At 48.4% G+C, this 12,026-nt stretch carries 12 protein-coding genes and 1 pseudogene; 6 read left to right on the top strand and 7 right to left on the bottom strand.

Annotated features, from left to right (window positions below; translation table 11 throughout):
- Positions 1-42 precede the first annotated feature (42 nt).
- The 3 genes from FIV45_RS10400 to FIV45_RS10390 all read right to left on the bottom strand — a co-directional run bounded on the left by FIV45_RS10400 (position 43) and on the right by FIV45_RS10390 (position 2,016).
- Positions 43-1,074 carry a FecR family protein gene (locus FIV45_RS10400; RefSeq protein WP_099472299.1) on the bottom strand — a complete coding sequence of 344 codons (1,032 nt, stop codon included), beginning with the start codon at positions 1,072-1,074 and terminating at the stop codon, positions 43-45.
- Positions 1,071-1,649: an RNA polymerase sigma factor gene (locus tag FIV45_RS10395; protein WP_099472300.1), complete on the bottom strand. Its 579-nt coding sequence runs from the start codon at positions 1,647-1,649 to the stop codon at positions 1,071-1,073. Before FIV45_RS10395 ends, FIV45_RS10400 begins: the two co-directional genes overlap by 4 nt.
- Before the next feature lie 121 nt (positions 1,650-1,770).
- Complete coding sequence (locus FIV45_RS10390) at positions 1,771-2,016, bottom strand: DUF6868 family protein (RefSeq protein WP_204602144.1); 246 nt, start codon at positions 2,014-2,016, stop codon at positions 1,771-1,773.
- Positions 2,017-2,182: 166 nt separating this feature from the next.
- On the opposite strand from FIV45_RS10390, the gene FIV45_RS10385 reads away from it, so the two are divergent.
- Entirely contained in the window at positions 2,183-4,726 is a 2,544-nt protein-coding gene (locus tag FIV45_RS10385; RefSeq protein WP_099472301.1) for a TonB-dependent receptor plug domain-containing protein, read from the top strand.
- Between the two features lie 126 nt (positions 4,727-4,852).
- Here the strand turns inward: FIV45_RS10385 and FIV45_RS10380 are convergent, their stop codons facing one another.
- Positions 4,853-5,047, bottom strand: coding sequence for a hypothetical protein (locus tag FIV45_RS10380; RefSeq protein WP_099472302.1), 195 nt, complete (start codon positions 5,045-5,047; stop codon positions 4,853-4,855).
- 913 nt (positions 5,048-5,960) lie between these two features.
- Between FIV45_RS10380 and FIV45_RS10375 the strand changes: the two genes are divergently transcribed.
- The 3 genes from FIV45_RS10375 to FIV45_RS10365 all read left to right on the top strand — a co-directional run bounded on the left by FIV45_RS10375 (position 5,961) and on the right by FIV45_RS10365 (position 7,993).
- Entirely contained in the window at positions 5,961-6,575 is a 615-nt protein-coding gene (locus FIV45_RS10375; RefSeq protein ID WP_099470749.1) for an imm11 family protein, read from the top strand.
- Between the two features lie 165 nt (positions 6,576-6,740).
- Positions 6,741-7,364 carry an imm11 family protein gene (locus FIV45_RS10370; protein WP_204601940.1) on the top strand — a complete coding sequence of 208 codons (624 nt, stop codon included), beginning with the start codon at positions 6,741-6,743 and terminating at the stop codon, positions 7,362-7,364.
- Positions 7,365-7,555: 191 nt separating this feature from the next.
- A complete protein-coding gene (locus FIV45_RS10365) occupies positions 7,556-7,993 on the top strand; it encodes an SEL1-like repeat protein (RefSeq protein ID WP_099470750.1) in 438 nt (145 codons plus the stop codon).
- Positions 7,994-8,189: 196 nt separating this feature from the next.
- Here FIV45_RS10365 and FIV45_RS18720 read toward each other — a convergent pair whose 3' ends face one another.
- Complete coding sequence (locus FIV45_RS18720; RefSeq protein ID WP_235868114.1) at positions 8,190-8,357, bottom strand: hypothetical protein; 168 nt, start codon at positions 8,355-8,357, stop codon at positions 8,190-8,192.
- Positions 8,358-8,407: 50 nt separating this feature from the next.
- Between FIV45_RS18720 and FIV45_RS10355 the strand changes: the two genes are divergently transcribed.
- Together FIV45_RS10355 and FIV45_RS18875 are read left to right on the top strand one after the other, a co-directional pair.
- The gene (locus FIV45_RS10355; RefSeq protein WP_181040059.1) at positions 8,408-9,262 is read left to right on the top strand and encodes a formylglycine-generating enzyme family protein; all 855 of its coding nucleotides are present in this window, start codon (positions 8,408-8,410) and stop codon (positions 9,260-9,262) included.
- 12 nt (positions 9,263-9,274) lie between these two features.
- Positions 9,275-9,409 (top strand): hypothetical protein, encoded by a 135-nt coding sequence (locus FIV45_RS18875; RefSeq protein ID WP_268939759.1) that lies wholly within the window; start codon positions 9,275-9,277, stop codon positions 9,407-9,409.
- A gap of 1,002 nt (positions 9,410-10,411) precedes the next feature.
- Here FIV45_RS18875 and FIV45_RS10350 read toward each other — a convergent pair.
- Positions 10,412-10,846 (bottom strand): annotated as a pseudogene (locus FIV45_RS10350) (transposase); the annotation flags it as partial.
- Between the two features lie 86 nt (positions 10,847-10,932).
- On the bottom strand, positions 10,933-12,015 hold the full coding sequence (locus FIV45_RS10345; RefSeq protein ID WP_139932336.1) for a trans-sulfuration enzyme family protein: 1,083 nt from the start codon (positions 12,013-12,015) through the stop codon (positions 10,933-10,935).
- Positions 12,016-12,026 lie beyond the last annotated feature (11 nt).

Genomic DNA, 12,026 nt, shown 5'->3' with positions numbered 1-12,026 from the left:
CTCTCATTGTAGACGCCCTTTTTGAGAAGTGGCGGATTGGTTTTATTCGTCCTTCTTTAACAGTAATATAGCGTCATGCCCCGTGTCGACTATTTTTATTGGGTAAGCCAGAGACAGGCCCTGAAGCCAGTCATCAACGCCATTGTTCAACACGGTGCCGGTAAATTTGATGTCTTTAAGTTCGGGGTCGCCAATGATGATCTCACGAGAGGAGTAGCGGTTCACATCGGCGATAACACTGGACAGAGCCGTGTCCACACGCACCAGCAATCCCTGTTCCCAGGAGGTGACGGCGTCAACATTTGCCGGTGTCACGTCGGTCATGGTGCCATCCTGGGCGTAGGACATGGTTTCTCCCACCGTCACGCGAGGAAGACGGGCTCTGGTGTTTGAGGCCATCTGCATCAATGGCGTCACTTCGACAGTGCCTTCGAGCACGGTTACCGTGACATCCCGTTCTGTGGCGTGGATGTTGAATTTTGTGCCCACCGCCGTGACGGCCCCTTTACCGACCTGAACGATAAAAGGCCGGGCTTTGTTCTTGGCGACATCGAAAATTGCTTCGCCGCGCACGAGAGTCAATTGCCGTTGCGCTTCGGTGTAATTGACATTGACGATGCTGCGCGCACCGAGGGTGATTTTCGAGCCGTCTTCAAGAGTGACGGTTTTATGGTCTGACAAGGCGGTTTGGTAAGTGGCGGTCGGCACGTCAGACCCGCCACCATATATAGTGAACAGGGCAGCGGAGACCAACAGCGCCACAGACGCCGCCATGGCGCCCGCGTAGGCCCATATCCGGGAATGTCCTGTGCGGTTGACCTGTGTCTGATTTGTCATGGAGGTCTCCCTGATCTCATCAAGGGCGGTCCAGCAGGCTTCGACCTCTGCGAAGGCGGCGGCATTGGTGTCGCTTTCAGCCAGCCAGGCCTGCCATTCGAGAAAGAGTTTTTCCGAGGGCTCCTGGTCCTGCAGCCGGAAGAACCAGACAGAGGCGTCCTGTGCGATGTCGTCAATATGGTCTAAGGTATCTTTATTTTTCATTGTTTTGTCATTTGTATTTTTGAATTTGGTCATTTGTTCATCTCCCGCACACAAAAGGCGAGGGCGCGTGTGATATATTTCCGGATCGAACTTGTCGACAGGCCCATCTCAAGGGCTATTTCCGTATACTCCATATGGTTAAATTTATAGAGCATGAATGCTTCGCGGCATTTGGGGGGCAGCTTCTCAACCGCTGTTTTTAAAGCGGTCAGTTTCTGGCGGCCGCGCAAATCCCGCTCCGGCGTAATATCGTCGGTGGTCTGAAACAGGTTTTTGCTTTGCTCGTGGTTGTTGTTCTGGCGGGCGCGCTGGCGTTGCAGGTCAATGGAGATATTGGTGGCAGTTCTGAACAGGAACGATTGGAAACAGTCAATGTCGTCGAGATTGTCGCGGCGTAATAACCGAATGTAGGCTTCCTGAGCCACTTCATCAGCATCCTGACGGCTGCGCAAACGGATGGTGAGATAGCGGATCAGGGGGTCGTTATAGTCCTGAAACAGTCTGGTAATTTCCGCATGGAAGACGCCGCTCACAGGCTCCGCCGGTGCCAGCTGTGCTGTCTCATGGTCGCTATTCTTTATCAGTCTGAACCGGTGTTTGAGCATCATACATACCTCTTTCGAGGGTTAAGACGATACCGCGTCGGGATTGTGGAAGAATTTTTATAAATAAAGTCATGAAACACTATCTGGTCACAATATGTCGGGCCGCAATCCGGGCGGCGGCGGTTCATGTGGCGATAATCCACAGGCTGATCAAAGGTGTTAGGTTGAAAATTAGAAAGAAGACCTTAAACAGACCGAGGAAGCCATAAATTATCCGGTTATAGGTCTCGCGGGGCATGGGGAAGAACCTGGTTTGCAGCCGGAAGGTAAAGTCAGGGGCCAGCAGAAGAAACATCAACCAGAAAACCAGCAGGCCACCGTTTATGATACTGCACCACATGAAAAATGCCGTTACTGCCTGTATATCCACTTGAATTCTCCTGAGTTATCCCGGGAGTTTAACATTTTTTCATTTTTTATTCCACTTTCCTTCCGTCAAGTCGTCTTCACTCTTATCGGGCGAAGGTTGGTGCAAGTTACACGCTTTGATCGACACATAAAATATTGAAAATATCACATCTCAAGGGAGACAACAGATGTCACAGCTACATACTACACTCACCCAAGCGGGTAAGATCATGGGCGCTACCGCCCTATGCTCCACCCTCTTTATGGCGGTGTCCATATCAGCCGGAATGGCTCAAGAGAACCCTGCCGTAGATAAATCAGCAGAATTGGAAGAAATTGTTTCCCTCGGGACGCGGGCCAAGGGACGCACAGCCCTTGAAACCGTTGTTCCTGTTGACGTCCTGAGCGGCGCGGATATGAGAAATACCGGTGCCACCGAAGTCGGGCGGATGCTGCAGACACTGGCACCGAGCTTTAACTTTTCAAGTTCCAGTATCTCTGACGGCACGGACGCCTTGCGCCCCGCGACCTTGCGCGGGTTGGGGCCGGATCAGACTCTGGTGCTGATTAACGGCAAACGTCGTCATTCCAGCGCTCTGGTGCATGTGAATACCTCTGTGGGACGCGGCACGGCGGGTGTGGATATGAATGCCATTCCGGGTGTTGCCATTAAACGCATCGAAATTCTGCGCGATGGCGCGGCGGCGCAATACGGCTCTGACGCCATTGCCGGTGTGATCAATCTCGAACTGCGCGATCAAAGCGAAGGCGGTGACGTCTCCACATCCTGGGGGCAAACTTATGAAGGTGACGGCGCCACATTTGTCGCCAATGGCAGCTATGGCATGAACGTTGGCAACGATGGCTTCGTGACATTGAGTGTTGAATATCGTGACCGTGAACGCACGGACCGTTCCGGCCTGACCGGTTGCCTGCAATATGAGACGGGCGGTCAGTCACCCTGCGGCGTTGGGAACGTGGCTATTGATCCTCGAGAATCTACCTTCGACCGTGACGTCTTCCGCATCGGGGACGGCAATTCCGAACAGAAAGCGGCTGTGTTGAACGCGGGGATTCCGTTGAGCGATAATGCGGAATTTTATATGTTCGGCACCTATTCCGATCGGCGTAATTCCAACTGGGGCTTTTATCGTCGCGCCAACCAGCACGCCAATACGGTTATCGAACTCTATCCGGATGGCTTTCTGCCGCAAATCAATTCGACCATCAAGGATTACTCCCTTGCGGCGGGGATTGACTGGACATTGGGGGAATGGACGTTGGACACCAGCGTTTCCACCGGGGGCAACTCCTTTGAATTTATCATCAGCAATTCCGCCAATGCGTCCTTTGGAACCGCCAGCCCGACAACGGCCAGAGCCGGTACATTGAAAATTGGTCAAACTACTCTGAATGTGGATGCGTCGCGCGCGGTCGATGTTGGTGGCACCGAGGTCAATGTGGCCTTCGGCGCGGAATATCGCGATGAGAAATATAAAATTCTTGCAGGTGAGCCGGTCTCCTATGCCGATGGTGGCGCCTTGAATACCAATTGTCCGGGATGTGATGTGGATCCTGTTTCCTATGCATCCGGCTTTCAAGTGTTCCGCGGATTTTCGCCGGCGAATGAACGCGACGAGGGGCGGCATAACATCGCGGCCTATGCAGATATAGAAGCCACGCTTACGGACGATTTTACCGTGGATGTCGCCGCCCGCTTTGAAGATTATAGCGATTTCGGCAGCACATTTACGGCTAAAGGCGCGGCGCGCTATGACGTGACGGAGAGCTTTGCGCTGCGCGGTTCCGTCAGTACCGGCTTCCGGGCGCCCTCCATGCAGCAAAAATATTCCAACAACACCAGCACGCAATTCGTGACCATCGGTACGGAAACCGTTCAGCAGGAACGGGGAACCTTTACCAATGACAGCCCGCTGGCTCAGGCAATTGGCGTGCCGGAACTGAAGGAAGAAACATCCCTGAACTTTAGCGCCGGGTTTGTGGCGTCCTTTGATAATCTGACGGTCACAGCGGACTATTATCACATTGATATTGATGACCGGATCGGCATTTCATCTTCCGTCGATATCGTTGCGGACTTCCCGGATGTGGCGGCCGCAACCGGCGCGACGTCTGGTCAGTTCTTCATCAATGCGGCGGATACCAGAACGCAGGGGGTGGATTTCGTCGCCTCTTATGATGTGGAGCTTTCCGGCGATCAATCCCTGAAACTGGTTGCGGCGGCAAACTGGACCGAGACAAAGGTCAAAAGCGGCACGGTCGTCAGCTCCATCGGGGGCATTGATGTGGGACCTTTGTTTACCCCACAGGATATTTCCATCATCGAGGAATGGCAGCCGAAAACCCGCATCAATCTGTCGGCGGATTACGCGTCTGGTGCTTGGTCGGTGCAAACCCGCGCGAGCATGTTTGGCACCTACACCGTATGTGAGGGCGCTTGTGATTCAGAGAGCAACACGCAAAAGTTTGGCGCGAAATGGCTCACGGATATCACCGTGAATTATGACTTTGAAGAATCCGGTCTGCGGTTGACTGCAGGGGTCAATAACCTGTTCGATGTCAAGCCAGACCTTAACCTGATCGGTCAGTCTCGGAGCGGTTCAATCGCGGGGATCATCGACTCTCCCGGCGTGTTTAAATATTCCAGACGGTCTGCGCCATTTGGCTTCAACGGAGGCTATTACTACGTTAAAGCGACCTATAATTTCTAATTTCTGCCCCCATGGCTCTTTAAGTTAAGAAGGGTCACTTTAAGCTGGCTGGAGAAATCCAGCCAGCTTTTTTTACCTAATAGAGAAACTCAATAAACTGAACTCCGGGCATTACTCAGTATGATCTTACAGGAAGTGAAGCAGGTCCGCCTGGATGGCGAAGCTGGTTGTTTTCTTGCCGACGATGACAAAAAAGCCGCCAATACGGGAATTGCGAATTTCATATTGCGGACGCGAGGCCTTTTTAAGTAAGGCGCCGGGTTCCAGATCCTTGATGGAATTATCTGACAATTTGAGGGGAAAAACCAGTTTCCGTTTCATAACAAGAGCCAAAAGTCGGGCGCTTTAGAAACGAAAATTATGTAGGTTTTATGTAGGTTTTATGTAGGTTTTCTTTAAGGAGAGGAGCGTCTTTGAACGTTCGCCTTGCGTCAGCCTGCTTACCGGCTTGTTAAAAATGGGATAATGTTATCACAGGGATAGGAGCTAAGTCCTTGAAAAGAGGTGGCTCCCCGAGCAGGACTCGAACCTGCGACAAATAGATTAACAGGTTTACGACCATGATTTTGTCGTTTGAAATCCGCTTGATATGCCTTTTCGATAACATCATAATTTAACAAGATAATTGGCGTTTTTAAAGCTAGACTAGCTTGCCGGAGGGTGGGACGTATTTCAAGAAAAATTCGACTTTTATGCCATTATGTAGGTTTTATGTAGGTGAAAAAGGAGTAAATTCTGGGCCGTTCAATTGAGAGAACTGTATCTATCTGCCGCAATAATATCTCCAGTAAATATAGATCCTTAGAAACCTGGGCGTGTCTTGTGGCATTCGACAAGTCGTAGATGAATGATACACTTTATGAGAAATGTAGATTGCGCTGCCCACAACTAATAGAAATAGACTATTGTCGCCCAACGAAAAGCAGGTTAACGTTGAGAAATTAACAAATTTTCTTCTTAAACGCCGGAGAAGGAAGCCTATAAATGGGGGGTATTATCTGTATTTATTTAATTACACAAAATAGATTCTATTCTTCGCCAATAAAGAGAAAGTACGATGACGCTGGTCGCATGATGGCAGTGTCGTATTTTAGCTATCGGCGGGGGTGTTGTCATGCTTGACTGGCCGCAATGGCTAGAAAATCACTTTATTTACGGAACTTGACCAATTTCATTTTTTACCGACGGCAGGCGGAGGTAACATAATTGCGTGCATCAAATTAAGGAAAATAGTATGGCTTATAGTTTTCATGGCGGCAAACAGGAAAATGGGACTTTTATGAATCCCTATACCCCTCTGGATGGGGACATGAAGAAGGTTGCGCCTATAGATTGCAGCCAGGATGGCGGATTGCGAATTTCACATATCGAACCTTTTACGACGGGTCGTCCGGTCGATCCCACCTATGTGCCGACCCGACTGAAGCGGGGCGGCCCATCTCCCTCAAAACAGCCCTTGCTGGAAATTGATGGCTTTCTCGCGGCAGGATTGTTGGTGCCGGAACAATTCAAGGAAATCCTGGAAGGGTTGGAGCCTGGGGTGCATCAATTTTTCCCCATGGAGATTGAACAGCGCGGTAAATATCTTGGCAAACGCTATCTTTTTGTCATTGGGAACCGTCTGGACAGTTTGAACCGGGCGCATTCAATCCCGAAAACCGAACCGGGGACGCTATTTCTGCCTATGCAGGATGATATAAAACAGGTTTTTGATAAGAAGGCCATCGTGGGCCATCATGCCTGGCATGATAAATATTTTCGAGGTCGTTATGTTTCCGATGATCTGGTGGCGGCCCTGAGGACGGCGGGGCTGACCAATTTTTCCTCCATACATTATGACGAAGCATGAATTGAATTTTTAAAATGTATTTTATTTGATCACATTAAAAGGGGCTAAATAATGAACATACACACAAATAAAACATTAGCTCAAGATGTCCGTGATCTTGCATAATCGCTTTTAGACGATCCGGTTGTGGGCAATCCGGAAAAGTACAAAAGAAGGAAATTTTCTATGGCTGCACAAGTATCAACGTCAGTTAAAAGTAAATACCATAATGAGATTGTCGCCACAGACCCGGCGGAACGGGAAAAGGCAAAGAGGTTTTATAAGGATTGTCTGGACAGCAATGACACACTATGGGATTTTGGCCGCCCGATGCCGGAGGAGTACTTTCCGAAACAGGTGCAGTTGATCAAGGGGAAAGAGGTCTTTGATTATGACGGAGCCCATTTTCCCATGGTCAGTGATCGTCTCAAACGGGCGATCGAAGATATTGAACCGGGGGTGCATCAGTTTGTGTCGGTAGACGTGCTGGGCCGGGACGGTGCGCCTTACGGCGGGCAATATTGGTTTTTTATAATTTGCAGCTTTCTTGACGCCATCAGTCCCGATCTCGGGGGGGTTTATAAAGCCGAAGGGTGGGATTTTGCCAATCATCCGGATCGTTATAGCTGGGTGATCAAGTCGGGAGGGGATGATCATCTGGCGGTGTATAAAGATAAGATTGCCGGCCATGCGGTCTGGTATGATGTGCGTTATCCTAGCAGTCCCTTTTACGCAGATGCCCTGTTGAACAGGCTGGAAGCAGAAGGTATGGAAGGATGGGAAAAAATGACATATTGGGCTGAAATTTAACCACACTATTCTGATTTTAAGCGAAGTTAAAAACGGGGATCAAAAGGGGACTATCAATGACAGACTATACATTTATCAGTAAACCGGACGCACCACAGTATAAAACATATGTGACTTCGCCGGAATTACGGCTAATTACGCAGGTCACCATAATTCTGTCGCCGTAATTTATTTCTCTTGGGGAAGCCATGATGACCCTACACACAAAATTCTGCCTTGTCGGCCTGCTGGTCCTGACCCTGCCGGGCTGCAGCATGTTTGTGCGGGACTGCGCGACGCTTGCCGCTGATCCGGTGGCCTACCGGGCCTGTCAGGCCGGGCAGGGCGACGCCCAGGCGCAGTATGAGATGGGGCGCGCGGCGTTTGATGCGCAGGATTACGCCACGGCGCGGCGCTGGCTGAAGCTGGCGGCGACGCCGCACAGTGGCCGGACACCGATCTATATGCCGCCGGTGGGCGGGCAGACCTATGGCACGGTGATGATGATGGATACCGGCAGCGCCAGCGCGGGACATCGGAGGGCGCAGCTACTGCTGGCGGAGATTTATGCGGCGGGGCTCGGCGGGGCGCCCGATCCAGAGCTCGCGGCCCGATATCGGGCTCTGGCGACGCGGGGCCAGTTTCCGTGACCGTTAATATATGGAATGGCTTACCTGTTTCGTGCGTCTTCCAGAGCCGGGGGCCTGATTATCTGGTCCATATGGACTAGAGCGGGAATTAGGATTTGCCAAGGTCGCTGTCCTGTGGTTAATATTTGACTAACAGAAATATATATTGGCAGAGAGTTTGGGGGCGCGTGTGATGTGGAAGTACCCTTTCCCGAGTTTAGTGAACCGTCGAATGAGAAGAATGCCGCAGGCCGAGCGCCGCGGCGGGCTGTGGCTGGTCGATCTGATCTGCCCGTTCCACACAACGGAGAACAAGATGGCTAACCAGATCCGCGCCGACATAATCACCGGCCCCTTCAAAGGCAAAAAGTTCAAATTCCACCATACCGACCCCGCGACAGGCACGCGCAAAGTCATGGAGTTGGGGGGATGAATATGAGCAAAATAATATTAACGATTGCCGGTTTGCTTTTCTCCTGTCTGGCTTTAAATGCGTGTGCAAATGAAAGCGTGAGCACAAAAGAGTTAGAAACCGGTCAAGTATTTAAGGAATGTGATGATTGCCCCGAAATGGTTGTGATCCCTTCTGGTAAGTTTGTTATGGGATTAAATCCAAAGGTCAAAATGCCGGCGGTCTACACAAAGTTTCAAGTTCCTGCGCGCCAGATCATTATCCCCAGGAAATTCGCAATGGGACGATTTGAGATTACCTATGCTCAATATTTGACGTGTTTTGAAGACGGTGGTTGCAGCAAAAAACCAGGCGCATTTGGGTGGGGTGGTGTGAAACAGCCTTTGATGAATGCAAGCTGGGATCAAGCCCAGGAATACGTGAAATGGTTGAGTAGAAAAACAGATGAGAAATATCGGCTGCCCAGTGAAGCTGAATGGGAATATGGTGCAAGAGCCGGGACAGAAACGGTATTTTGGTGGGGGGATGGGGTAGGTGAAATGAATGCCAAATGCAAGGCTTGTCTACACCATGTCAGTTATTATTTGGAAGCCCCTGTTCCCATTGGTAACTTTCGTCCGAATCCCTTTGGTCTTTATGACATGTTGGGGAATGTCAGTGAATTGGTTCAGGATTGTTTCGTCCGGGGTTATGACCATGTTGCCAGCTCCAACTCTTCAAAAAGTTATGAAATACCGGATTGTAAATTGAGAAGTGTGCGGGGCGGTAACTATGGTTTTGAAGGGGCAAGATCCCTATTGCCATCATTCAGGGGGGGCGTGCGCCCGTCAATATATGCATATCCTCATGGTTTTCGTGTTGTCAGAGAAATAGAATAATAAGGAAGCATTATGTCACAAGAAATTCACAATGGCCCAGTTCCGTTTAACTTTGATCTTACAATAGGCGGCCTAACCGGCGATGAGTTGTTTGATGCAATAATTGATTCAAAGTTGAGGAAAAATCCAATAGTTTCCGTTTCATAACAAGAGCCAAAAGTCGGGCGCTTTAGAAACGAAAATTATGTAGGTTTTATGTAGGTTTTCTTTAAGGAGAGGAGCGTCTTTGAACGTTCGCCTTGCGTCAGCCTGCTTACCGGCTTGTTAAAAATGGGATAATGTTATCACAGGGATAGGAGCTAAGTCCTTGAAAAGAGGTGGCTCCCCTTCGTGGATACGTATCGAACTTTGTGCCGTATTCCTAAATCAGATATGCGAGTTTGAGTGGTATTTTAATAGATAAATCTTATTAAAGTATCAATATATAAAATTAGACCTCAACAAAAAGAAAATTATAATCATATATCAAGAATTCAGAGGTCTTGCATAAGGGTAAATTTAAATAGGCGGTTAATGCATGTAGTCTGAGTATCGGTTAGTCGATATTCCAGATTAACTGTTACCTCAGAGGTAGTGGTTTTAATTAAACGGTATGTTCTAATGGATGCAATAGAATTGAGCCAATATGGAAATAGGAAATGAATAATAATAATTAAAATAGGAGAGGCATTCATGCTTAACAATGCAGTTGCTCACAAATTGATCCGCCCATGGGGTCTTGTAAAAATTCAGATTTTTGGGTTTCTAGTCTTGGCATTCGCTAGCCAAGTCCATGCGAATGATAAGGTCTATCACAACCCTAAAATTGATACATATTTTATCAAATCAAAAAATTTATCGATCAGACTTACGTGATTCAGGTAAAGGTCCCTTTGTCACTGGAAGATGGAACAGAAAAATTTCCTGTTCTTTACATGCCTGATGTTAATGGGCCTATGGAAGTAAACGGGCTCAATCACGTACAGGGTAGCGGCGAAGTTTCCCGATTCATTATTGTAGGCATAGGCTATCCAGTAGAGTCGGATCTGCAGGCAGGATTAATAAGGCGACGAGACCTTACGCCGACGCAACTAATTACTGATGACAGAGGTGGTCCCACTTGGTTGGACAGGTTTGGGGCGATGCTAAGCTTTGTTATGTTGTTTAATGCTATGCCGCGACTTTCTTAATGTCAGGGGCATGCCCCTGATTTTCGATTTTCTGAGTATAGATCTCGTCGGGAGTTTGTCCATTAAAAGTGGAATGGGGTCGAGTTCGATTATAATGGGTCAGCCAAGAGCCAATATTCTGCCGGGCCTGCAGGCCATTTTCAAAGGCATTAAGATAGACACATTCATACTTCAGGCTGCGCCACAGACGTTCGATGAACACATTGTCCATCCATCTGCCCTTACCATCCATAGAGATTTTAATACCCCTATCCTTCAGCGCAGAAGTGAAATCAAAGGAGGTAAATTGCGACCCCTGATCTGTATGAATATTTTGCTGCTCCGCGCTGACCTTCGGTTCTGGTTGGCCATAGCGGTTGAAAGCCTCTTCGAGGTCCTCCAGACAAAAACTCACATCCATGCTTGTCAATAAGCGTTTAAAATTGACCCCCCTATTTAGTAGTAAGGCCAACATGATATCTGCCCATATATAGCGAGATATCCGGTTGGCCTTGCGTGTATTCAGGCTTGTTTTATTTTCCTGTTTTTACTTTGTGCAAAACGGAAAGAATTGTTTCCAGTTTCAATGATTGAGCAATGATGGGCTAATTTTACTCTTTCAATAAATTTACGTCCTGCATCATACCCCCCCTTTAAAACAAATGTGAGTACCCCTCCAAAGCCCGACATTTGGCTTTTTGCCAATTGATGTTGGGGGTGAGTTTCTAGGCCGGGATAAAAAACTTGGCTCACCGCTGTATGATTTTCCAAAAATTCTGAAATGGCTTGAGCACTAGCATTTTGTTGTTTGACACGTAGGCCCAAAGTTCGAATGCCCCGAAGTGCAAGCCATGAATTAAACGGGGCAGGAATAGCCCCTATATTCATACTCATATCCCAAATCTGCTCACAAAGTTCTCTTGACGCAGTAAGACTACCACCCAAAAGATCATGATGCCCCCCGATATATTTGGTCGTACTGTGCATGACAATATCGACACCCTGTTCTATGGGTCTCTGATTAATTGGGGTCGCAAAAGTATTATCACAAAATGTCAGGATATTCTTTGACCGCGCAATATCACAAACTCCCTTGATATCCGTAATATACATTAAAGGATTAACAGGTGTTTCCAGAAGAATAAGTTTGGTATTTGGCCTAACGGCTTCTTCAAAATTTTGTACCGACCTTTGATCAACCACTGTTGCCTCAACACCGTATTTTGGCAATATTTGAGTGACCATTTTAGAGGTTCCCATATAATGATTTTTTTGGGCAATAACATGATCCCCAGCTTTCAGAAAAGTCATAAGGGCCGTTGTTGTCGCCCCTTGTCCAGCCGCAAAAGCAATGCCGCATTCTCCCCCTTCCAGATTAGTAATGACTTTTGCTAACCTCGAGCTGGTCGGGTTGCCGTGACGCGCATAAAAGCGCTCTTCCAAAGGGGCAGATGAAATTTTCGCGAATTCTTCGGCGTCTTTTGCAATCCCGCTTACAGATTGGTGAATGGGGGGAGAACTGCTCCATTCATCTGAAAAACCTTCATCTGCATAAAGCAACCTTGTAGAAGCCGTATATTGGTTTATATCATTTATTTCTGTCATAATTTAACATC

It is taken from the genome of Paremcibacter congregatus, from assembly GCF_006385135.1.
GTDB lineage: Bacteria > Pseudomonadota > Alphaproteobacteria > Sphingomonadales > Emcibacteraceae > Paremcibacter > Paremcibacter congregatus.
This window is presented reverse-complemented; position numbering and strand designations above follow the sequence as displayed.

Excerpts from the sequence above, each read along its gene's own strand:
- FIV45_RS10400 (WP_099472299.1), bottom strand. The coding sequence starts at position 1,074 with ATGACCAAATTCAAAAATACAAATGACAAAACAATGAAAAATAAAGAT.
- FIV45_RS10395 (WP_099472300.1), bottom strand. The coding sequence starts at position 1,649 with ATGATGCTCAAACACCGGTTCAGACTGATAAAGAATAGCGACCATGAG.
- FIV45_RS10385 (WP_099472301.1), top strand. The coding sequence starts at position 2,183 with ATGTCACAGCTACATACTACACTCACCCAAGCGGGTAAGATCATGGGC.
- FIV45_RS10380 (WP_099472302.1), bottom strand. The coding sequence starts at position 5,047 with ATGAAACGGAAACTGGTTTTTCCCCTCAAATTGTCAGATAATTCCATC.
- FIV45_RS10375 (WP_099470749.1), top strand. The coding sequence starts at position 5,961 with ATGGCTTATAGTTTTCATGGCGGCAAACAGGAAAATGGGACTTTTATG.
- FIV45_RS10370 (WP_204601940.1), top strand. The coding sequence starts at position 6,741 with ATGGCTGCACAAGTATCAACGTCAGTTAAAAGTAAATACCATAATGAG.
- FIV45_RS10365 (WP_099470750.1), top strand. The coding sequence starts at position 7,556 with ATGACCCTACACACAAAATTCTGCCTTGTCGGCCTGCTGGTCCTGACC.
- FIV45_RS18720 (WP_235868114.1), bottom strand. The coding sequence starts at position 8,357 with ATGGTGGAATTTGAACTTTTTGCCTTTGAAGGGGCCGGTGATTATGTC.
- FIV45_RS10355 (WP_181040059.1), top strand. The coding sequence starts at position 8,408 with ATGAGCAAAATAATATTAACGATTGCCGGTTTGCTTTTCTCCTGTCTG.
- FIV45_RS18875 (WP_268939759.1), top strand. The coding sequence starts at position 9,275 with ATGTCACAAGAAATTCACAATGGCCCAGTTCCGTTTAACTTTGATCTT.
- FIV45_RS10345 (WP_139932336.1), bottom strand. The coding sequence starts at position 12,015 with ATGACAGAAATAAATGATATAAACCAATATACGGCTTCTACAAGGTTG.